At 65.8% G+C, this 20,101-nt stretch carries 19 protein-coding genes and 1 other RNA gene; 16 read left to right on the top strand and 4 right to left on the bottom strand.

Translation table 11 applies throughout. The annotated features are described in order from the left end of the window. The first annotated feature begins 120 nt into the window (after window positions 1-120). From petA to NH448_RS00305, 5 genes are all read left to right on the top strand, one after another. Entirely contained in the window at window positions 121-720 is a 600-nt protein-coding gene (petA, locus tag NH448_RS00325; RefSeq protein ID WP_045993364.1) for a ubiquinol-cytochrome c reductase iron-sulfur subunit, read from the top strand. Beyond that, the gene (locus NH448_RS00320; RefSeq protein WP_045993365.1) at window positions 720-1,979 is read left to right on the top strand and encodes a cytochrome bc complex cytochrome b subunit; all 1,260 of its coding nucleotides are present in this window, start codon (window positions 720-722) and stop codon (window positions 1,977-1,979) included. Before petA ends, NH448_RS00320 begins: the two co-directional genes overlap by 1 nt. Next, the gene (locus tag NH448_RS00315) at window positions 1,979-2,749 is read left to right on the top strand and encodes a cytochrome c1 (protein ID WP_045993366.1); all 771 of its coding nucleotides are present in this window, start codon (window positions 1,979-1,981) and stop codon (window positions 2,747-2,749) included. Before NH448_RS00320 ends, NH448_RS00315 begins: the two co-directional genes overlap by 1 nt. 177 nt (window positions 2,750-2,926) lie before the next feature. Continuing rightward, window positions 2,927-3,553, top strand: coding sequence for a stringent starvation protein SspA (sspA, locus tag NH448_RS00310; RefSeq protein WP_045993367.1), 627 nt, complete (start codon window positions 2,927-2,929; stop codon window positions 3,551-3,553). A gap of 91 nt (window positions 3,554-3,644) precedes the next feature. Next, window positions 3,645-4,151, top strand: a complete 507-nt coding sequence (locus tag NH448_RS00305) for a ClpXP protease specificity-enhancing factor (protein ID WP_045993368.1) — start codon at window positions 3,645-3,647, stop codon at window positions 4,149-4,151. A 204-nt stretch (window positions 4,152-4,355) separates the two neighbouring features. On the opposite strand, the gene NH448_RS00300 is transcribed toward NH448_RS00305, so the two are convergent. From NH448_RS00300 to NH448_RS00285, 4 genes are read right to left on the bottom strand one after another with little or no spacing between them, the layout of a single operon-like run. Beyond that, window positions 4,356-4,946 (bottom strand): BON domain-containing protein, encoded by a 591-nt coding sequence (locus NH448_RS00300; RefSeq protein ID WP_108132656.1) that lies wholly within the window; start codon window positions 4,944-4,946, stop codon window positions 4,356-4,358. Between the two features lies 1 nt (window position 4,947). Next, a complete protein-coding gene (locus NH448_RS00295) occupies window positions 4,948-5,541 on the bottom strand; it encodes a phosphoheptose isomerase (protein WP_045993370.1) in 594 nt (197 codons plus the stop codon). Between the two features lie 43 nt (window positions 5,542-5,584). After that, window positions 5,585-5,959, bottom strand: a complete 375-nt coding sequence (locus NH448_RS00290; protein WP_045993371.1) for a YraN family protein — start codon at window positions 5,957-5,959, stop codon at window positions 5,585-5,587. After that, window positions 5,946-7,700 (bottom strand): penicillin-binding protein activator, encoded by a 1,755-nt coding sequence (locus NH448_RS00285; RefSeq protein WP_213228695.1) that lies wholly within the window; start codon window positions 7,698-7,700, stop codon window positions 5,946-5,948. Before NH448_RS00285 ends, NH448_RS00290 begins: the two co-directional genes overlap by 14 nt. 46 nt (window positions 7,701-7,746) lie before the next feature. Between NH448_RS00285 and rsmI the strand changes: the two genes are divergently transcribed. The 11 genes from rsmI to murG all read left to right on the top strand — a co-directional run bounded on the left by rsmI (window position 7,747) and on the right by murG (window position 20,041). Next, on the top strand, window positions 7,747-8,601 hold the full coding sequence (rsmI, locus tag NH448_RS00280; protein WP_108132659.1) for a 16S rRNA (cytidine(1402)-2'-O)-methyltransferase: 855 nt from the start codon (window positions 7,747-7,749) through the stop codon (window positions 8,599-8,601). 183 nt (window positions 8,602-8,784) lie between these two features. After that, window positions 8,785-9,136: RNase P RNA component class A (rnpB, locus tag NH448_RS00275), an RNA gene on the top strand. A gap of 142 nt (window positions 9,137-9,278) precedes the next feature. After that, a complete protein-coding gene (rsmH, locus tag NH448_RS00270) occupies window positions 9,279-10,235 on the top strand; it encodes a 16S rRNA (cytosine(1402)-N(4))-methyltransferase RsmH (protein ID WP_213228693.1) in 957 nt (318 codons plus the stop codon). A 9-nt stretch (window positions 10,236-10,244) separates the two neighbouring features. Then, window positions 10,245-10,568, top strand: coding sequence for a cell division protein FtsL (gene ftsL / locus NH448_RS00265; RefSeq protein WP_052704393.1), 324 nt, complete (start codon window positions 10,245-10,247; stop codon window positions 10,566-10,568). Beyond that, window positions 10,565-12,289 (top strand): penicillin-binding transpeptidase domain-containing protein, encoded by a 1,725-nt coding sequence (locus NH448_RS00260; protein WP_045993375.1) that lies wholly within the window; start codon window positions 10,565-10,567, stop codon window positions 12,287-12,289. The genes ftsL and NH448_RS00260 overlap by 4 nt, the downstream gene beginning before the upstream one ends. A gap of 23 nt (window positions 12,290-12,312) precedes the next feature. Continuing rightward, window positions 12,313-13,821, top strand: coding sequence for a UDP-N-acetylmuramoyl-L-alanyl-D-glutamate--2,6-diaminopimelate ligase (locus NH448_RS00255; protein WP_045993424.1), 1,509 nt, complete (start codon window positions 12,313-12,315; stop codon window positions 13,819-13,821). Next, window positions 13,818-15,203, top strand: a complete 1,386-nt coding sequence (gene murF, locus NH448_RS00250; RefSeq protein WP_045993376.1) for a UDP-N-acetylmuramoyl-tripeptide--D-alanyl-D-alanine ligase — start codon at window positions 13,818-13,820, stop codon at window positions 15,201-15,203. Before NH448_RS00255 ends, murF begins: the two co-directional genes overlap by 4 nt. Window positions 15,204-15,212: 9 nt before the next feature. Continuing rightward, the gene (gene mraY / locus NH448_RS00245) at window positions 15,213-16,295 is read left to right on the top strand and encodes a phospho-N-acetylmuramoyl-pentapeptide-transferase (RefSeq protein WP_045993377.1); all 1,083 of its coding nucleotides are present in this window, start codon (window positions 15,213-15,215) and stop codon (window positions 16,293-16,295) included. Window positions 16,296-16,302: 7 nt separating this feature from the next. Continuing rightward, window positions 16,303-17,718 (top strand): UDP-N-acetylmuramoyl-L-alanine--D-glutamate ligase, encoded by a 1,416-nt coding sequence (murD, locus tag NH448_RS00240; RefSeq protein ID WP_253028314.1) that lies wholly within the window; start codon window positions 16,303-16,305, stop codon window positions 17,716-17,718. Continuing rightward, window positions 17,715-18,959 (top strand): putative lipid II flippase FtsW, encoded by a 1,245-nt coding sequence (gene ftsW, locus NH448_RS00235; protein ID WP_045993378.1) that lies wholly within the window; start codon window positions 17,715-17,717, stop codon window positions 18,957-18,959. The genes murD and ftsW overlap by 4 nt, the downstream gene beginning before the upstream one ends. A 29-nt stretch (window positions 18,960-18,988) precedes the next feature. Further along, on the top strand, window positions 18,989-20,041 hold the full coding sequence (gene murG, locus NH448_RS00230) for an undecaprenyldiphospho-muramoylpentapeptide beta-N-acetylglucosaminyltransferase (protein WP_108132806.1): 1,053 nt from the start codon (window positions 18,989-18,991) through the stop codon (window positions 20,039-20,041). The last annotated feature ends 60 nt before the right edge of the window (window positions 20,042-20,101 follow it).

Here is a 20,101-nt window from a genome sequence, read left to right as displayed (position 1 = left end):
CGGCTTCTTGTGCCGGTGGGGGGGATTTCCTAACATACAATCCACTTGTATCCGTGGTCACGGACATTCAAGGGGCCGTGAAAACAACAACGGATAAAGTCTGATGGGAGAAACCAGATCATGGCAGACAACGGCGTGAACAAAGGGCGACGCCGTTTCCTCGTAGGGGCGACCTCCGTAGTTGGAGCAGTCGGCGCCGTCGGGGTAGCGGTACCCTTTGTGGCTTCCTGGCAGCCTAGTGCCAGGGCTCGGGCGGCGGGTGCGCCCGTTCAGGCGGATATTTCGAAGCTCGAACCCGGGCAGCGAATGACCGTCGAGTGGCGGGGCCGTCCTGTATGGGTCATCAATCGCACGCCGGAGATGATCGAACGTACCGAGGCGTTGACCGACGAGGTGCTGGCAGACCCGGATTCCGCCAAGCCGATGCAGCCGGACTATGCCGGCGGTTCGCTGCGCTCCATTCGGCCCGAGATCGGTGTGCTGGTCGGCATTTGTACGCATCTGGGCTGTTCACCGCTGTTCAAGCCGGAGCCCAACGCCGAAGGCGTCGGTGTCGATGACTGGCCCGGTGGCTTCTTCTGCCCGTGCCATGGTTCGCGCTTCGACCTGGCGGGCAGGGTGTTTCGCAATGTGCCCGCTCCGGTGAACCTGGAAGTTCCACCCTACTACTTTGTCAACGAGTCGGTCATCGTGGTCGGCGAAGACGGGGAGGGCGCATAATGGCGAATCCCAACAAGGCCAAGGCCGAACGCGGTTTCATGCGCTGGGTCGATGATCGCTTCCCCGCCACCCAGATGTGGCAGGAGCATCTGTCCGAGTACTACGCGCCCAAGAACTTCAACTTCTGGTACTTCTTCGGCTCCCTGGCGCTGCTGGTGCTGGTCAATCAGATCCTCACCGGTGTCTGGCTGACCATGAGCTTCAACCCCAGCGCGGAGGGTGCCTTCGCCTCCGTCGAGTACATCATGCGTGATGTCGAGTACGGCTGGCTGATCCGCTACATGCACTCCACCGGCGCCTCGGCGTTCTTCCTGGTGGTCTACCTGCACATGTTCCGCGGCCTGCTCTATGGCTCCTACAAGGCGCCGCGTGAGCTGGTGTGGATCTTCGGCATGGCGATCTACCTGGCGCTGATGGCCGAAGCCTTCATGGGCTATCTGCTGCCCTGGGGACAGATGTCCTACTGGGGTGCCCAGGTCATCATCTCGCTGTTCTCCGCTATCCCGAGTATCGGTCCCGACCTGGCCCAGTGGGTGCGCGGTGACTATCTGATCTCCGGGATCACGCTGAACCGCTTCTTTGCCCTGCACGTGGTGGCGCTGCCTATCGTGATCCTGGCGCTGGTGGTGTTGCACATCATTGCCTTGCACGAGGTGGGGTCCAACAATCCCGATGGCATCGATATCAAGGCCAAGAAGGACGAGACCGGCAAGCCGCTGGACGGCATTCCCTTCCATCCCTACTACACGGTGAAGGATATCGTCGGAGTGGCGGTGTTCCTGTTCGTGTTCTGTGCGGTGATCTTCTACTTCCCGGAAGGCGGCGGCTACTTCCTCGAGAAGCCCAACTTCGAACCGGCCAACCCGCTGAAGACGCCGGATCATATCGCCCCGGTGTGGTACTTCACGCCCTTCTACGCGATCCTGCGCGCCATCACCTTCTCGCTGTTTGGGCTGGACGCCAAGTTCCTCGGGGTTATCTTCATGGGGGCAGCCATTGCGGTGCTGTTCGTGCTGCCCTGGCTCGACCGCTCTCCGGTGCGCTCCATGCGCTACAAGGGCTGGATCTCCAAGGTGATGCTGGTGCTGTTCGCGATCAGCTTTGTCATCCTTGGGGTGCTCGGGGTGCTGCCGCCGACCGGCGCCAGGACACTGCTGGCCCAGATCTGCACCGTGATCTACTTCGCCTTCTTCGTGTTGATGCCCATCTATACGCGGCTGGAGAAGACCAAACCCGTTCCTGAAAGGGTGACTGGCTAATGAAAAAGCAACTGTTCGCACTGCTCTTCGCGCTGGTCCCGCTTTGCTCCTTCGCCGCGGGCGGCGAGGGGGTGCACCTGCGCAGCATGTCGCCGGATCTGGAGAATCAGGCCTCGTTGCAGAACGGGATGAAGCTCTACGTCAACTACTGCATGGGCTGTCATTCCCTGGAGTACCAGCGTTTCTCCCGCGCGGCCGAGGATCTGGGGATGCCCCAGGATCTGGTCGAGGACAATCTGATCTTCTCGCCGGAACTGGGGTACAACGACCAGATGCACAAGGCGATGAGTGCCGAGGATGCCGAGGTATGGTTCGGCAAGGCGCCGCCGGATCTGACCCTGGAGGCCAGACTGCGCGGCACCGACTGGATCTACAGCTATCTGCTGAGCTTCTATCGTGACAGCGAGCGTGCCACCGGGGTCAACAATGTGGTGTTCCCGGCGGTGGGCATGCCCAACGTGCTCGAGCCGCTGCAGGGGGTGCAGGAGAAGGTCTGTGCAGCCTCCGACCATGCGGTCGGTGACGCCGAACTCGATCCGCTGACCGGCAAGTACCAGTCCTGCGAGACCCTGCAGGTGACGTCGCCGGGCAGCATGGAGCCCAAGGAGTTCGAGCAGGCGGTGTATGATCTGACCAACTTCCTGGCCTACGTGGGCGAGCCGTCCAAGCTGCATGCCCAGGCGCTGGGACCGAAGGTGCTGATCTTCATCCTGCTGTTTGGCATCATCGCCTACTTCCTCAAGCGCGAGTACTGGCGAGACATTCACTGACCGATTGGTCCACCATGGCGGGCGCGGGGTCGATGACCACGCGCCCGTTGCCTTTTCTGGTATCATCGTTGCGCCCGGGCGGACCCGCTGCGGGAGCAAAGATGTGCCCCTGATGCCCCCCCGAGAAGGGGGTTGTCGTGTTATCATCCCGGCTTGAACTGATGCGAGGATTGTTTCATGGGTGTAGTGGCCAAGCGGTCGTCGATGATCTTCTACTCCGGTGGCGAGGACCATTTCAGCCATCGTGTGCGGATCGTGCTGGCTGAGAAGGGCGTGGCCGTGGATATTGTCGAGGTGACCGACGACAAGCATCCCGAGGAGTTGGCGGACCTGAACCCTTACAACAGCGTCCCCACGCTGTTGGATCGTGACCTGGTGCTCTACGAGTCCAAGGTCATGATGGAGTATCTGGACGAGCGTTTCCCGCACCCGCCGTTGCTGCCGGTCTATCCTGTCGCGCGTGCCCAGAGCCGACTGTGGATGCATCGTATCGAGCGCGAGTGGTGCCCGATGGTCGATCGCATTCTGTCCGGCAGCAAGAAGGAAGCCGACAAGGCGCGCAAGGAGCTGCGTGAAAGCCTGATCGGTATCTCGCCGATCTTCGAGGACATGCCCTTCTTCATGAGCGAGGAGTTCACCCTGGTGGACTGCTGCCTTGCGCCGATCCTGTGGCGTCTTCCTGCGCTCAATATCGAGCTGCCCGAGAAGCAGGTGCGGCCGCTGATGGGCTACATGGAGCGCGTGTTCGCCCGTGATGGCTTCCGTGCTGCGCTGTCCGAGGCCGAGCGCGAAATTCGTCCCTGATGTTTTGCTTGAACGGAATGCCTGAGCCGTGTGTGTCCGGTCGCCACCGGAGTCGCCCGAGTTCCCATTCGCCAACCAAGAGGGCCATATCATGAAGTCGAGCCGTCCCTACCTGGCCAGGGCGCTGTACGAGTGGCTGCTGGATAATGAATTGACGCCGTATATCGTCGTCGATGCGGAGTACGAGAACGTCGAGGTTCCCAGGCAGTTCGTGCAGAACGGCCAGATCGTGCTGAACCTTGGCCCTACCGCCGTGCGTGATCTGGACATGGGCAACGACGTGATTCGTTTCTCGGCGCGCTTCAGTGGCAAGTCGGAGTTGCTGTTTGTACCGCTGCCTGCACTGATTGCCCTGTACGCCCGCGAGAACGGCGTCGGCATGGTCTTTGGTCACGAGCCTGAGCTTCCCGTCGAAGAGGCCAACGACGTCGATGCGCCGGCCCTGGAGAGCGTCAAGGATTCGTCAGAGGAGGAGTCTCCTGCCGCTTCCGATGAGGATGCAGGCGGTGAGTCCGATGGCGGCGATGGCGTGGATGAAGGTGTCGAGAGGTCCAAGCCGCCTCGCAAGGGGCGTCCGTCACTCAGGGTGATCAAGTAAGGCCATCGGGCGCATCGCGCTCGAAAGGTGGCCGGCGGCGAGCTGTCGTCGGCTTGATCTGCTGGAAAAGCGTGACCTCTTCACAAGCGTGATCTCTTCACAAGCAGTATCTCAAAAAAGCGGCGAGCCCTCAGGCTCGCCGCTTTTTTGTGCATCTTTTGCGCTTGAGGGGCGTGCCTTCTTGCGAGGGCACGCCTGTCGCCATCAGTCGATGTAGTCGAATACCTTGACGATACGCTCCATGCCGCCGGCGTTGGATACCACATTGACCGCACGGTCGGCCTCGGCGTGGGTCACCAGGCCCATCAGGTAGACGGTAGCGTTCTCGGTGACCACGGTGATGCGGCCAGAGTCGACCTGATCGCTGGTGGCGAGGGCGGTACGTGCCTTGGTGTCCAGCCAGGCGTCGTTGAGGCGCTGACTGGTGGGCAGGTTGGCCGCCACGCTGAGTTCATTGTGGACCCGGCGAACGTTGCGCACCTGGCTGACGATCTCTTCGGCGCGCTGCTTGAGCTCTTCGCTGGGGACCTGGCCGGTCAGCAGTACCACGCCGTTGTAGCTGTCGACGTTGATCCTTGCGTCCTTCAGGCGTGCATCGACGCGTCCCAGGTTGTGGGCGGCCTTGGTCTCGATGCTCTCGTCCTCGACGGTCGCGCCCAGGGTGCGCTCGCCGTAATCCTCGTCGATGGTGCCGGGGTTGGTCACCGAGGTTACGGTGGTGCAGCCGGCCAGCAGGGCGGACAGCAGCAGGGCGGTCATCAGGGGGCGTGTCGAACGGGAATCGCGTTGCGTCATGTTATTCACTCGCACCAAAGAGTTGTTCGTCGATAAGGTCACAAAGGCAGTGGATCACCAGCAGGTGAACCTCCTGAATACGGGCCGTGGAGGTAGCCGGCACCCGGATCTCGCAATCGTCCTGTCCCAGCAGGGAGGCCATGTTGCCGCCGTCCCGCCCAGTCAGGGCCACCACCGTCATGTCACGGTCATGAGCGGCCTGGATGGCCTGGATGACATTGGCCGAGTTGCCGCTGGTGGAAATCGCCAGCAGCACGTCGCCAGGCTGGCCCAGAGCACGCACCTGCTTGGAGAACACCTCGTTGTAGCTGTAATCGTTGGCGATGGAGGTCAACGTCGAGGTGTCGGTGGTCAGGGCCAGGGCCGGCAGACTGGGGCGCTCGCGCTCGAAGCGATTGAGCAGTTCGGAGGAGAAGTGCTGGCTGTCGCCGGCGCTGCCGCCGTTGCCACAGGCGAGAATCTTGCCGTCGGTGACCAGGCTCTGGACCATCATCTGGCTCGCGACCTCGATGAACGGTGGAAGCACTTCGCTGGCGTAGGTCTTGGTGTCGATACTGTCGTTGAACTGTCCGAGAATTCGGCTCTGGAAATCCATGCTGCCTTCCTGGTCCATGGGGGCTCGCCGGGAGCCCGCTGTGTCAGTTTGCTTCGAATGCACCGGCGATCCACTGGATGTCGAGGCTCGGTGACGAGCCGGTAACGGCCAGGACATCGAAGCGGCAAGGACATGATAGCCCGTTGCGGTGGAGATAAAAACGCGCCGCCCGGATCAGGCGGCGTTGTTTGGTGATGGTGATTGTTTCTGCAGGATGGCCGTGGCGGATGCTGCGGCGGTGGCGCACCTCGACGAACACCAGGGTCTCGCCGTCGCGCATCACCAGATCGATCTCGCCTCCCTTGGCGCGCTGGTTGCGCGAGATCGCTATCAGTCCACGCTGGCACAGCCAGGCCTCGGCGTGACGCTCGATGGCCTGGCCGCGGGCGACGGCGTCTATGGCGTCAGGGCGCCGCATCACCGAGGCCGTCACTGAACACGGGAGCCGGCACGCCGCTGCTGAACTGCGCCCATGGCAGTTCGCGGTAGATGCGGCCATCGCCGGCGGCGCTCAGGGTGCCGGTAGCGCCCTGCATGCGTGAACCCGGCAGTGCCTGGATCTGTGGCATGCGGCGTGCCAGTTCGTAGGCGTCGACGCCCATCGCCATCAGCCGGAAGATGGCTGGCTTGTCCTCGGCCTTGAGCTCTCGATAGGTGTCGTAGAACGGGAGAGCCTCGGCACCGCCCACGGCGGCGTCCGGAATGTTCCAGGGGATATCGGGGAACTGCACGCCGTCGAGGTCACGGTCCAGGCGCGACTGAGGGGTGCCTTCGTAGAGGTGTGAGGTGGCGTACACCGGCAGATCGGAGGCCGAATAGTATTCCAGTGTCGGTGGCACCTGGCGGGCGAAGTCCGGCAGGGCCAGCAGGAACAGCATGTCCGGACGCGGGTTGCTGATGGCGCGGCGGGTGCTGTCGGTGGCCGAGGCGCCGGGGTTGTAGCGCACCGCCGTGGCGATATCGCCGCCCAGTTCGCTCCAGGTGTTCCAGAAGGCCTCGCCGACCCGCTGACCCCAGTCGTTGTCGGGTACCAGCATGGAGGCGCTGCGGTGGCCGTCCTGCCAGCCGCGGCGGGCCGCCTGGCGGGCTTCGTCTTCTGCCGACAGGCCGTACTCGTAGAGGTTCTTGGTCTGGTTGGAGGCGGACTGGCCGTAGTTCAGCGCCAGGGTCGGCAGGGGCACCTCGGCGCGGCTTTCGAGTCGGGTCACGTCGCTCTTGTCCAGCGGGCCGATGACCACCTGGGCGCCGCTGCTCTGGGCCTGCTGATAGAGTTCGTCGAGATTGCCGTTGGAGGCGTCGAAGAAGCTGAGCTGGGCCCCGTTTCCGCCGCCGTTGACCACATTGGCCTGGTGGCTGCGAATTCCCTTTTCGATGGCGTCGGCGACGCCGGAAAGCGGGCCCGACTCGGGCAGCAGCACCGCGATGCTCTGCACGCTCTTGCCACGCAGTTCACGCAACTGGGTGATCTGGGTAGGCAGGCGACGGTTGGCGGGGTGGTCCGGATTAGCCACGCGCCAGTCATCGAGACGAGCGAATAGTCTCTGGATGTCACCGCCGCTCTGGTTGACCAGGCGGGTCAGCTCGAGCCAGCCGGTGACGATGGCATTGCCGGGCTCTTCAAGTGCCTCGAGCTGGCGGCCGTTGAGTGCGCTCAACTGGTCCCAGATGGCGTCGTTGATGTCCTCGCGGCCGGTGGCGCTCTGCACCTGCATCAGCAGGCGAGCCGACTCGAGTGGTTCGCCCAGCTGGCCCAGCGCCAGCCCCTGGCGCAGGCGCAGCAGATTGGCTTCGTCGTTGGGCAGCTGCATCTCGTCGAGCACGCTGGCGGCTCTGACGACCGCCTGGGGATCGCCCTCACTGTCCCCCAGTTCGGACAGCAGCAGTGCCCACTGACGCCGGCTGTCGCCGGAGAGCTGGCTGTCGTCCAGGCTGTTGAGGACTTCCAGTGCCTGGGGGCGGCGTCCGGAGCGTGCTAGGATGTCGGCCGCCCTCAGCCGGGTCTGCGCGGCTTCGGCGCCTTGTTGCTGGGCGGCTTGCGCCAGTAGTTGGTCCGGGTCGTCGTCCATGGCCCGCTGTACGATGCTCGGCGTGAAGCTGCAGCCGGCCAGCGTGATGGCCAGTACAGCGGCGGCCACGGGGCCGCGAGTCAAAGTCCTCATGAATCCTTCCTTGTCCGTGTTCCGGATGGCAGCCCAGGGAGCCAAGATGTCAGAAGCGAAAGCTGGTTCATTGTACGTGGTCGCCACGCCAATTGGGAATCTGGAAGATCTCAGTCCCCGCGCCGCCCAGGTGCTGGGCCAGGTGGCGTTGGTCGCGGCGGAGGATACCCGCCACAGTGGCCGCCTGATGCGTCATCTCGGTCTGTCGCCGGCGATGATTTCCGTGCACGACCATAACGAGGCGTCCCGGGTCGAGACGCTCAGGCAGCGGCTCGTCCAGGGCGACGATGTGGCGCTTATCAGTGATGCCGGGACTCCCTTGATCAGCGATCCCGGCTACGTCGTGGTGCGTGAGCTCAGGGCGGCGGGTTTTCGGGTGGTGCCGATCCCCGGTCCCTGCGCCCTGGTCACTGCGCTGTGTGCCGCCGGGCTGCCTACCGATCATTTCAGTTTTCATGGCTTCCTGCCGGCCAAGGGTGCGGGGCGGCGAGCGCGCATCGAGGCCTGGAGGAATTCACCCGTCACCCAGGTCTGTTACGAGTCTCCCCATCGTATCCGCGACACCCTGGCCGATCTGGCCGCCGTACTGGGCGAGCGCAGAGTGGTGCTCGGGCGAGAGTTGACCAAGACCTTCGAGACCTTCCTCGACGGCAGCGCCGCCGAGCTGCTGACACTGATGGAGTCTGATCCTGATCAGGCGCGTGGCGAATTCGTGGTGATGGTGGCCGGGGCCTCGGGGCCGGCACCGGACCAGCGAGCGGTGGATGATGAAGCGCTGCTGCGCGCGCTGCTGGCCGAAGGGGTGGGGGTCAAGCAGGCCGCGGCCGTGGCCGCGCGCGTGCTCGGCGGGCCGAAGAAGCAGTGGTACGCCCAGGCGCAGGCGTTGAAGGACGCCGATTGAATCCAGCCGCTGGTGCACTGGAGGACGCCCTGTGATCGTCGCTGCAAGGCGGGGATTGGGGGCGTCGAGAGGGCATCGAGAGGGCATCAGGAGCGATCGCCTGAAGAGGCTGGGGGTTGTCCCGGGCCCGTCACGGCGAGGCGGGGATTGAGGGGGTGGCAGGGCACTGGTATGCTTGCCGCGGGAGTTGGCCAGACAGTCGCCGCCGCTTGATGCGGGGGAGGAAAGTCCGGGCTCCATAGGGCGGAGTGCCAGGTAACCCCTGGGCGGCGTGAGCCGACGGAAAGTGCAGCAGAGAGTAGACCGCCTACGTCTCCCTCGGGAGGCCGGCAAGGGTGAAAGGGTGCGGTAAGAGCGCACCGCGCGCCTGGCAACAGTGCGTGGCACGGTAAACCCCACTCGGAGCAAGACCAAATAGGAACCCGTTGGCGTGGCCCGCGCTGGGTTCGGGTAGGTTGCTTGAGGGCAGTGGTGACACTGCTCCTAGAGGAATGACTGTCCTCGACAGAACCCGGCTTATCGGCCGACTCCCCATTTTTCTTGCGCGCTCGGGCCTGGCTCGAGCGGCGCGATCACGAGTTTGTGCGGCCAGGAGTCCAGTGGCGTGAGGGTTTTCCACCGCTGACGGCGCTGACGGCTGGCCGCGCGTAGGAACACCGCCGTCGAACGAGACCCGCATGCCGTCACCTTCCCCTGAATCCTCCGTGCGCGGCTTCGCTCATGAAAGCGTCCTGCTCGACGGTGCCGTCGACGCCCTGGTGCATGATCCCGCCGGCGTATATCTGGATGGCACCTTCGGACGAGGCGGTCATTCCCGCGCCATCCTTTCCCGCCTTGCACAAGACGGTGGCCTGCTGGCCCTTGATCGCGACCCCCAGGCGATCGCCGAGGCGGCCAGCATCGACGACCCGCGCTTTACCATCGAACGTGCCGAGTTTGCGCGGCTGAGAGAGGTTGCCCGCGATCACGGCCTGGATGGCAAGCTGTCCGGTATCCTGCTCGACATTGGCGTGTCCTCCCCTCAGCTTGACGATCCCGATCGCGGTTTCAGCTTTCTACGCGATGGCCCGCTGGACATGCGCATGGACCCGACCCAGGGCGAGAGCGCGGCCCAGTGGATTGCGCGTGTGGGCGAGGCCGAGATGGCTTCGGTGTTCAAGCGTTACGGCGAAGAGCGCTACGCTCGTCGGCTGGCGCGGGCCATCATCGCTCGGCGCCAGGAACGGCCTTTCACCCGCACGGCCGATCTTGCCGAGGTGGTCAAGGCCGCCCATCCCGCCTGGGAGAAGGGCAAGCATCCCGCCACTCGTGTGTTTCAGGCCATGCGTATCGAGGTCAACGGTGAGCTCGATCAGCTCGATCAGGCGCTGGAGGCCGCGCTGGAGGCACTGGCGCCCGGCGGGCATCTGGTGGTGATCAGCTTCCACTCGCTGGAGGATCGACGGGTGAAGCGATTTATCCGCGATCACGTCAAGGGCGATACCCAGGTGCCCCGGGGTATACCGCTACGCGACGATCAGATCGCGCGACGGCTGGAGTCACTGGGCAAGGCGATGAAGGCCAGCGCCGAAGAGGTCGAGGCCAATCCACGCTCCCGCAGCGCCGTCATGCGCATGGCGCGCAAGCGCTACTGAGGACCTTCCATGGCTCAAGGACGACTGGATATCAACGCCTTTGGCTGGCCGCTGCCGCGCACCATGTCGCCACGCCTTTTGCTGGTGGTGGCCCTGCTGCTGGCATGCCTGGTGTCGGCGCTGGCGGTGATCAGCGTCAGTCACCAGACTCGCCAGCAGTATGCTCGGCTCCAGGAGCTGGAGCGTGAACAGCAGCAGTTGCAGACGGAGTGGGGGCAGTTGCTGCTGGAGGAGAGCGCCTGGTCGACGCCGTCGCGTGTCGAACGCCTGGCGGTGGAGCGTCTGGAGATGCGGTTGCCCGATATCCATGACATCGAGGTGATCACGCCATGACCGCGGAACTTCCCCGGGGCGTGACACCTCGCCGCCCGCCACCGATGGAACCGATGGGGCGGGCGCGCTACGTGGTGATGATGACGCTGATCCTGCTGGGCCTGGGTCTGCTGGCCGGACGGATCGTCGATCTTCACGTCATCGATCGAAACTTTCTTCAGGTGCAGGGGGACGCCCGTACCCTCAGAACCGATCCGATCCCCGCCCACCGGGGCATGATCACCGATCGTCACGGCGAACCTCTGGCGATCTCGACCCCGGTGGTGACGCTGTGGGCCAACCCCCAGGACCTGCCCGCTGACGACATCCAGCGGTTGCGTCTGGCCCAGGCGTTGGGCCAGGACCTCGATGCCCTCAACGAGCGCATCGCGCGTTACAGCGAACGTGAATTCATGTACCTGCGTCGGCGCATGACCCCGGCCCAGGCCGAGGAAGTGCTCAAGTTGCGGGTGCCTGGCGTCCACGCCCGGGAAGAGTACAAGCGCTACTATCCTGCCGGCGAGGTGACCGCCCAGTTGCTGGGGGTCACCAACGTCGATGACCAGGGCCAGGAAGGACTCGAGCTGGCCTATCAATCCTACCTGTCCGGTGAGCCCGGCAAGCGCCGCGTGCTCAAGGATCGCCGTGGACGTCTGGTGCGCGACCTGGAGGTGCTGCAGGAGGCAGAGCCAGGCGGCAACCTGACGCTTTCCATCGACCAGCGCCTGCAGTACATGGCCTACCGTGAGCTCAAGGCTGCCGTGGATGAAAACGACGCCGACGGCGGCGTACTGGTGATGATGGACGCGCGCAGCGGCGAGGTCCTGGCGATGGCCAACCAGCCCTCTTACAACCCCAATAATCGCGCCGGCCTGGACCCCCAGGGGCTGCGCAACCGGGCCATGGTCGACGTGTTCGAACCGGGCTCGGTGATGAAGCCGCTGGCCATGTCGGCGCTGCTCGAGACCGGTCGCTTTCCACGTGACACCGTGGTGGATACGTCGCCTGGCTGGATGCGAATCGACCGCTACACCATCCGCGACGTCTCCAACAATGGCGAGTTGACCCTGGCCGGGATCCTGCGCAAGTCCTCGAATATCGGCATGGCCAAGCTGACCCTGCAGCTCGACGACCCGGTGGTGCCAGATCGCTACCGCGCGCTGGGCTTCGGCCAGGCCCCGGGCACCGGCTTCCCCGGAGAGGCCACCGGCAACATGCCGGCGCCGGCGGTGTGGTCGAGCAGTCAGTGGGCCGCGCTGTCCTACGGTTACGGTCTGTCGGTCACCGCCTTGCAGCTGGCCAGTGCCTATACCTCCATCGCCAATCATGGCGAACGCCTGCCGCCGTCGCTGCTGCGCCTCAACCGCGCCGCCCAGGGCGAGCCGGTCATCGAGCCCGAGGTCGCCGACCGCGTCCTGGCCATGATGGATGAGGTGGTGGCTCCAGGCACCGGCGCCCGACGCGCGCTGGTGCCCGGCTACAGTGTGGCCGGCAAGACCGGCACCGTGCGCAAGAGCGGCAGCGGGGGCTACGAGCAGAACGCCTACCGGTCGTTGTTTGTCGGGATTACCCCGGTCTCCGACCCGCGCATCATCACCGTAGTAATGATCGACCATCCCCGGGGCGACGCCTACTACGGCGGCGCCATCGCTGCCCCGGTGTTCTCGCGGGTGGCGGGCAGTGCCCTGCGCATCCTCGACGTACCGCCGGATCGCCCCGAACAGGAGGGCGACAGCCCATGACGCAGAAGGCGACGGAATCCGCCATGACCTTATCCCTGGCGCGTCTTGACGACGTGCTGACCCAGTTCTGGAGTGAGCTTGCGCCGAACGCCGCGGTCGCCGGCGAGGTGGCGACCTGGCTCACTACCGACAGCCGCGAGGTGTCGCCCGGCGCGACCTTTGTCGCGATCCCCGGCGTCGCCGCCGATGGCCGCGACTACATCGACAAGGCACTGGATGCCGGCGCCTGCCTGGTGCTGGCGGAAGGTCCGCAAGATGCCCCGCCGCGGGTCGATGGTCGCGTGCTGTGGCTGCCCGGGCTGCGCGCCCGACTCGGCGAGCTCGCGCGCAACCTGTATCAGGTGCCCGATGGGCTCGAGCTGATCGGTGTCACCGGCACCAACGGCAAGAGTTCGGTGACCCACTATATTGCCGAGCTGTCCCGCGCGACGGGCAGCGACTGTGGCCTGATCGGTACCCTGGGTCACGGTCGCCCGGGTGCCTTGACCCAGGGCATGCTGACCACCCCCGAGCCACTGGCGCTGCAGCGCCAGCTGGGTGAGCTCGCCGACCAGGGCATCACTCGGGTAGCCATGGAAGTTTCCAGTCACGCCCTGGAGCAGGAGCGGGTGGCGGGCTGTCGCTTCACTGCCGCGGTATTTACCAACCTGAGCCGCGACCACCTCGACTATCACGGCAGCATGATCGCCTACGCCGCCTCCAAGGCGAAGCTGTTCAAGCGCCCGGAGATCAGTCTGGCCGTGGTCAATGGCGACGATCCCCTGGCCCGCCTGATGCTGGCGGGCATCGGCGAGGGCACCCGGGTGCTGGCCTGTGGTGAAGACGATGCCGTCTCGCTCAGGGTGCTGGATGTCGAGCCCGACGTCGGTGGGCAGCGTGCGCTGATCGCCACGCCGGAAGGCGAGAAGGTGGTGGTGTTGCCGCTGCTTGGTCGCTTCAATCTCGACAACGTCCTGCTGGCCATGGCCACCCTCTACGGTCTGGGTGTCGGCATCGACGAGCTGGTGACTGCCGCCGCGACCCTGACGCCGGTGCCGGGACGGATGCAGGCGTTGACGCGGCCCGGGGCTCCCACCGTGGTGATCGACTACGCCCACACGCCGGATGCGCTGGACAACGCCCTGGCGGCGCTTCGCGCCCACCTGCCCGGACGCGGGGCGCTGTGGTGCCTGGTCGGCTGCGGCGGTGATCGCGATAGCGGCAAGCGCCCGCTGATGGCCCAGGCGGCAGCAGGCCAGGCCGATCGCTTGGTGATCACCGACGACAACCCCAGAAGCGAGGACCCGGACGCCATTCGCCAGGCGATGCTCGCGGGGCTGGAGGGCCAGGCCCGCCAGCAGGCATGGAACATCGCCGGGCGCGGTGACGCCATCGCCCGTACCATCGCCGAGGCGAGCGCCGATGACGTGATTCTGATCGCCGGCAAGGGGCACGAGGCCTACCAGGAGATTCAGGGCGTGCGCCACGACTTCTCCGACCTGGCCGAGGCCGAAGCCGCCCTGGACCAGCGTCGACAGGGGCGGGACCAATGAGCGCGCCAGGGCTCGCGTCGCTGGGGTCGGTGTGCCGGGCGCTGGGTGTCGATGAAGAGGGCCGCGGCCTTCAGGGGCTTTCCAACTCGCCGATAGCCGCCATCGTCACCGACACCCGTCGGGTGGCGGCGGACACGCTGTTCGTGGCCTTGAAGGGCGAGCGCTTCGATGCCCATGACTTTATTGCCAAGGCCCGCGAAGGCGGTGCCGTGGCGGCGGTGGTCGAGCACCCGGTGGACGATCCCTTGCCCCAGTTGGTGGTGGGGGATACCCGCATGGCGCTGGGGCTGCTGGCCCGCGAGCGGCGCCGGGCCTGGGGCGGTCCGCTGGTGGCGGTAACCGGCAACAGTGGCAAGACCACGGTCAAGCAGATGCTGGCGACATTGCTGGCTCGTCAGGGCGAGACCCTCGCCACCCACGGCAACCTCAACAACGATATCGGCGCGCCCTTGACGCTGCTGGCGCTTGCCTCGGATCACCAGAGAGCCGTGGTGGAGCTCGGCGCCAATCACCTGGGCGAGATCGCCTGGACGGTAGCGCTGGCCGAACCCCAGGTCGCCATCATCACCAATGTCACCGGGGCCCACGTCGGCGAGTTCGGTGGCATGGGGCGCATCGCCCAGGCCAAGGGGGAGATTCTCGGCGGACTCGGCCCCGAGGGCGTCGCCGTACTCAACCGTGACGACCGTTACTTCTCGCTGTGGCAGAGTCTGGCGTCGCCCCGTGAGGTGATCGATTTCGGACTGACGCCCGAGGCGCGCCTCCATGCCGGGGAGCTGGTCTGCGATACGCTCGGGCGCTATGCTTTCACGCTGACTTTCGACGCTCAGGTGCTGGGGCGTGTCGAGCTGCCGCTGATGGGCCGTCACAACGTGTCCAATGCCCTGGCGGCTGCGGCAGGGGCGCTGGCCATGGGACTGCCCGCCGCCGACGTGGTGGCGGGGCTTGGCGAGGTGGTGCCGACGCCGGGACGCCTGACCGTGGAGGAGGGGTTACGCGGTGCGCGGCTGCTCGATGATACCTACAATGCCAACCCGGGGGCGATGAAGGCGGCCATCGACGCCCTGCTGGGACTGCCCGGCCCGCACTGGTGCCTGCTCGGCGCCATGGGAGAGCTGGGTGAAGCGTCTGCCGATCTGCACGCAGAGATCGGACGCTACGCGCGGGAACGCGGCATCACATTTCTCGGTACTCTGGGCGAGGCGGCCGAGACCGCCGCCCGAGCCTTCGGCGAAGGCGGGTACCATTTTTCTGATCAGGCGGCGATGGTCCGCCATGTGCGTCAACATCTGCCCGAGGCGGCCAGCGTGCTGGTCAAGGGCTCCCGCGCCGCGGGGATGGAAGGCGTCGTGGCGGCCTTGCGGCCGGATGTTTCAAGGTGAACCTGATACATGTTGCTTTTCCTGGCTGAATTGTTGGCGAACTATCAAAGCGCCTTCAACGTCTTTGGATACCTCACCCTGAGGATGATTCTGGCGACCATCACCGCGCTGGTGCTGTGTCTTTGGTTTGGCCCCCTGATGATCCGCCGTCTGGTGGAGCGTCAGATCGGCCAGGCGGTGCGCGACGACGGTCCCCAGTCCCACCTGTCCAAGGCCGGTACGCCGACCATGGGCGGCGCCATGATCCTGATGGCCATGGCCGTCAGTACCCTGCTGTGGGGCGATCTGACCAACCATTATGTGTGGGTGGTGCTGGTCGTCACGCTGGGCTTCGGCGCCATCGGCTGGGTCGACGACTATCGCAAGGTAGTGGAAAAGAACCCGCGCGGACTGCCGGCTCGCTGGAAGTACTGCTGGCAGTCGGTGATCGGCCTGGGGGCTGCCGTGGTGCTCTACCTGACCGCTGCCTCGCCGGTGGAAACCAGCCTGATCCTGCCGCTGCTCAAGGACTTCGTGCTGCCACTGGGTGGCTTCTACATCCTGCTGACCTACCTGGTGATCGTCGGCTCTTCCAACGCAGTCAACCTGACCGACGGCCTCGACGGCCTGGCGATCATGCCCACGGTGATGGTCGCCATGGGCCTTGGCGTCTTCGCCTACGCCAGCGGCAACGCGGTATTCTCCGAGTACCTGCAGATTCCGATGATCCCCGGTGCCGGCGAGCTGGCGGTATTCTGCGCCACCATTTCCGGCGCCGGACTCGGCTTTCTGTGGTTCAACACCTATCCCGCCCAGGTGTTCATGGGTGACGTCGGCGCCCTGGCGCTGGGTGCGGCCCTGGGCGTGGTCGCGGTGATCGTGCGCCAGGAAGTGGTGCTGTTCATCATGGGTGGCGTCTTCGTCATGGAGACCATCTCGGTGATCCTGCAGGTCGGCTCCTACAAGCTGACCGGTCGTCGTATCTTCCGCATGGCGCCGCTGCATCACCACTTCGAGCTCAAGGGCTGGCCCGAGCCTCGCGTGATCGTGCGCTTCTGGATCATCACCGTGGTGCTGGTCCTGCTGGGTCTGGCCACCCTCAAGATCCGCTGAGGTGGCCATGGACGCCAGTCAGGATGTGCGACTGCCGCAACGCCATGTCGTGCCCGCCCACCTGAGCGTGGTGGTAGGGCTCGGCCTGTCGGGGATGGCGATCTGTCGCCATCTCAAGCGTGAAGGCCGCGATTTCATGGTGGTGGACACCCGCGAGGCGCCGCCGGGACTCGACGTCTTCCTGGCGGACTTTCCGGGGGTGCCGGTGCGCCTGGGGCCGCTCGATGGATTGGTGCTGGACGACGCGCGGGAGGTGATCCTGAGCCCCGGCATCGACCCCCATCAGGCGTGCTTCGAGACGCCGGCCAGGCGCATCGATCCAGACACCGGCGAGCCCCGTCTGGTGGGTGAGATCGCGCTGTTCCGGCGGGCCTGTCGCGCGCCGCTGGCGGCTATCACCGGTGCCAACGCCAAGTCCACCGTGACCACCCTGGTCGGCGAGATGGCCCGCGAGGCGGGGCGGCGGGTGGCCGTGGGGGGTAACCTCGGTACCCCGGCGCTGGACCTGCTGGTGCAGGAACCCGAGGCGGATCTCTTTGTGCTGGAGCTGTCCAGCTTTCAGCTCGAGACGACCCCGTGTCTGGGGGCCGACAGTGCTGCCTTCCTTAACCTCAGCGAGGACCACCTCGATCGCCACGGCGACATGGCCGGCTATCGCCGCGCCAAGCTCGCGATCTTTCGTGGTGCCAGGCACGCGGTGGTCAACGCCGAGGACCCCCTGACCTGGCCGGACGAGGCGTTGCCTGCACTGTCGCGCTTCGGCGTGACGGCGCCGCAATCCGGCGACGACTGGGGCGTGGTGGAGCACCAGGGCGAGCCCTGGTTCTTCCACGCGGACCAACCGCTGTTGCCGGTGGCTCGCATGCGCCAGAGCGGCCGTCACCACCAGGCCAATGCGCTGGCCGCCCTGGCCATGGGCCAGCGGCTGGGCTTTCCGCTGGAGGCCATGGCCCGGGTGCTCGAACGTTTCAGCGGGCTTGCCCACCGCAGCGAGTGGCTCGCCACCATCGACGACGTCGACTGGATCAACGACTCCAAGGGCACTAATGTGGGCGCGACCCTGGCCGCCATCGCCGGTCTCGGCCCGACCCTGGATGGGCGTCTGGTACTGCTGGCCGGCGGTGTCGGCAAGGGTGCCGATTTCTCGCCGCTGGCCGCCCCCCTGTCGCGCTACGCCCGTGAGGTGGTGCTGTTCGGCCGCGACGCCGAGGCGATGGCCCAGGCCCTGAAGGGCGCGGTCGCCATCACCCGCGTCGACGATCTGGACACCGCCATGTGTCGCGCACGGGAGGTGGCCAGGCCCGGTGATGCGGTGCTGCTGTCACCGGCCTGCGCCAGTCTCGATCAGTTCGTCAACTATCAGGCCAGGGGAGACGCCTTTCGCGCCTGGGTGCAGGATCTTTCCAGCGGAGCCAAGCCATGAGCCGTCTCGCCCGATCTCGCCAGCGCCTCGGTGCCCTGCGCGAGCGTCTTTCCACCCGCGACCATGCCTTCGATGGCTGGCTGGTGGTGGCTACTCTGTCGCTTCTGCTGATCGGCTGGGTGATGGTGACGTCGGCCTCCACCGAGGTGGCGTCGAGCCTGACCGGCAACGCCTGGTACTTCAGTATTCGCCACGGCATCTTCGTGCTGGGCGGGTTGACCGTGGGGTGCCTGGCGCTGCGCGTCCCCCTGGCCTGGTGGAAGGCCAATGGCCCGCTGTTGCTGGTGGTGGGACTGGTGCTGCTGTTGCTGGTACTGCTGGTGGGGCGCGAGGTCAACGGCAGCCGCCGCTGGCTGTCGATCCCCGGGGTGCCCTTCAATCTACAGGCCTCGGAGGTCGCCAAGCTCTGCTTGATCGCTTACATGGCGGGCTATCTGGAGCGCTTTCTGCCACAGGTCAGGCGTCAGTGGGGGGCCTTTCTGCGCCCGTTGGTAGTGGTCGGAGTGGTGGCCGTGCTGCTGATCCTCGAGCCCGACTACGGCGGTGTGGTGGTCATGACCAGCTGCGTCATGGGCATGTTGCTGATGGCCGGGGCGCCCTGGGGGCGCTTTCTGCTGTTGTTCGTGCTGGTGGGAACCCTGGGTGCCATCCTGGCGGTGGCCGAACCTTACCGCATGGCGAGACTGACAAGTTTCATCGATCCCTGGGCGGACCAGTTCGCCAGCGGTTACCAGCTGACCCAGGCGCTGATCGCCTTCGGTCGCGGCCACTTGATCGGCATGGGCCTCGGCAACAGCGTACAGAAGCTGTTCTACCTGCCGGAGGCCCACACCGACTTTGTCTTTGCGGTGCTCGCCGAAGAGCTCGGCATGGTCGGCGCGATCGCGGTGGTCGGCCTGTTCGCACTGCTGGTGTGGCGGGCCATGGCGGTTGGGCGTCGGGCCGAGCTTGCGAGGCTACCGTTTGCCGCCTACCTGAGCTATGGCATCGCCCTGGTGATCGGCGCCCAGGCCTTTATCAACATCGCGGTGAGTACTGGCATGTTGCCGACCAAGGGGTTGACCCTGCCGCTGTTGTCCTACGGTGGGTCGAGCCTGGTGGTGAGCTGTATCATGGTAGCGTTGTTGCTGCGGGTGGACATCGAGACGCGCGAGCGCCAGCGTCGGCAGTCGCCGGCGGCGCGGCGTGACCAGGCCCGCGAAGCGCCCAGGAGAACCAAGGCTGCAGGAGTGAAGCCGTGAGTGACACACAGGGAAGGCGAGCGCTGATCATGGCCGGCGGCACCGGGGGGCACGTCATCCCGGCGCTGTCGCTGGCCAGGGGATTGCAGCAGCAGGGCGTCGAGGTGGCGTGGCTGGGTAGCCCCAGAGGTATCGAGAATCGCCTGGTGCCCGAGGCCGGCATAGTGCTTCACCAGATCGCCATCAGTGGCCTGAGGGGCAACGGTCTGGCGGGCTGGCTCAAGGCGCCGGTGCGCCTTGGACGCGCCGTGTGCCAGGCGAGAAGCGTGATTCGCGAGTTCGACCCACAGCTGGTGGTTGGGCTCGGAGGCTTTGCCAGCGGCCCCGGCGGGCTTGCCGCCCGACTGTGCGGCAGACCGCTGGTCATCCACGAGCAGAACGCCGTGGCCGGGCTGACCAATCGTGCACTGTCGCACCTGGCCAAGCGAGTCTACGCCGCCTTTCCCCAGGCCTTCGGTGGCCGCGCCGAGGTCGTCGGCAATCCGGTCAGGGATGACATCGCCGCCCTCGGCGAGAGTGCACGCGTGGCCGACCAGATGCGCGGACGACGCCTGCGGCTGCTGGTGGTCGGCGGCTCCCTGGGGGCGCTGGCGCTTAACCAGCAGATGCCCAGAGCGCTGGCCGAGCTACCCCCCGAGTCGCGTCCCGAGGTGCGCCACCAGGCCGGTAGAGACAAGGACCAGGCGACCCGCGAGGGCTATCAGGCTGCCGGCGTTGACGCCGAGGTCAGCGACTTTATCGCTGACATGGCCGACGCCTACGATTGGGCGGATCTGGTGGTCTGTCGCTCCGGCGCGCTGACCGTGGCGGAGCTGGCGGCGGCGGCCAAGCCGGCGCTGTTCGTACCCTTTCCCCACGCCGTGGATGATCATCAGACGGCCAACGCCCAGGCGCTGGTCGGTGCCGGTGCCGCGGCGCTTATTCAGCAGCGTGACATGAATCCGACGTCCCTGGCCGAACGCCTGGGGACCTTGCTTGAGCCCGACACCCTGGCGGCCATGGCGAGCAAGGCAAGGGCCGAGGCCCACCTTGACGCTGTGGAACGGCTGGTGGCGGGCTGTATGGAGACAGGTTTTGAGTAATTCGACCCAAGGGCCGGTCCCCGGCCAACTGAGCTCATCCGCTGCCACCAGGCCCGGTCT

Origin of the sequence: Halomonas sp. OfavH-34-E (genome assembly GCF_024124525.1) — a bacterium.
Classification (GTDB): domain Bacteria; phylum Pseudomonadota; class Gammaproteobacteria; order Pseudomonadales; family Halomonadaceae; genus Halomonas; species Halomonas litopenaei.
The sequence above is the reverse complement of the archived record's forward strand: the minus strand, read 5'-3'. Positions and strand labels throughout refer to the sequence as shown.

Bases quoted from the DNA above. Each gene is read 5' to 3' on its own strand.
- petA (WP_045993364.1), top strand. From the start codon at position 121: ATGGCAGACAACGGCGTGAACAAAGGGCGACGCCGTTTCCTCGTAGGG.
- NH448_RS00320 (WP_045993365.1), top strand. From the start codon at position 720: ATGGCGAATCCCAACAAGGCCAAGGCCGAACGCGGTTTCATGCGCTGG.
- NH448_RS00315 (WP_045993366.1), top strand. From the start codon at position 1,979: ATGAAAAAGCAACTGTTCGCACTGCTCTTCGCGCTGGTCCCGCTTTGC.
- sspA (WP_045993367.1), top strand. From the start codon at position 2,927: ATGGGTGTAGTGGCCAAGCGGTCGTCGATGATCTTCTACTCCGGTGGC.
- NH448_RS00305 (WP_045993368.1), top strand. From the start codon at position 3,645: ATGAAGTCGAGCCGTCCCTACCTGGCCAGGGCGCTGTACGAGTGGCTG.
- NH448_RS00300 (WP_108132656.1), bottom strand. From the start codon at position 4,946: ATGACGCAACGCGATTCCCGTTCGACACGCCCCCTGATGACCGCCCTG.
- NH448_RS00295 (WP_045993370.1), bottom strand. From the start codon at position 5,541: ATGGATTTCCAGAGCCGAATTCTCGGACAGTTCAACGACAGTATCGAC.
- NH448_RS00290 (WP_045993371.1), bottom strand. From the start codon at position 5,959: ATGCGGCGCCCTGACGCCATAGACGCCGTCGCCCGCGGCCAGGCCATC.
- NH448_RS00285 (WP_213228695.1), bottom strand. From the start codon at position 7,700: ATGAGGACTTTGACTCGCGGCCCCGTGGCCGCCGCTGTACTGGCCATC.
- rsmI (WP_108132659.1), top strand. From the start codon at position 7,747: ATGTCAGAAGCGAAAGCTGGTTCATTGTACGTGGTCGCCACGCCAATT.
- rsmH (WP_213228693.1), top strand. From the start codon at position 9,279: ATGCCGTCACCTTCCCCTGAATCCTCCGTGCGCGGCTTCGCTCATGAA.
- ftsL (WP_052704393.1), top strand. From the start codon at position 10,245: ATGGCTCAAGGACGACTGGATATCAACGCCTTTGGCTGGCCGCTGCCG.
- NH448_RS00260 (WP_045993375.1), top strand. From the start codon at position 10,565: ATGACCGCGGAACTTCCCCGGGGCGTGACACCTCGCCGCCCGCCACCG.
- NH448_RS00255 (WP_045993424.1), top strand. From the start codon at position 12,313: ATGACCTTATCCCTGGCGCGTCTTGACGACGTGCTGACCCAGTTCTGG.
- murF (WP_045993376.1), top strand. From the start codon at position 13,818: ATGAGCGCGCCAGGGCTCGCGTCGCTGGGGTCGGTGTGCCGGGCGCTG.
- mraY (WP_045993377.1), top strand. From the start codon at position 15,213: ATGTTGCTTTTCCTGGCTGAATTGTTGGCGAACTATCAAAGCGCCTTC.
- murD (WP_253028314.1), top strand. From the start codon at position 16,303: ATGGACGCCAGTCAGGATGTGCGACTGCCGCAACGCCATGTCGTGCCC.
- ftsW (WP_045993378.1), top strand. From the start codon at position 17,715: ATGAGCCGTCTCGCCCGATCTCGCCAGCGCCTCGGTGCCCTGCGCGAG.
- murG (WP_108132806.1), top strand. From the start codon at position 18,989: ATGGCCGGCGGCACCGGGGGGCACGTCATCCCGGCGCTGTCGCTGGCC.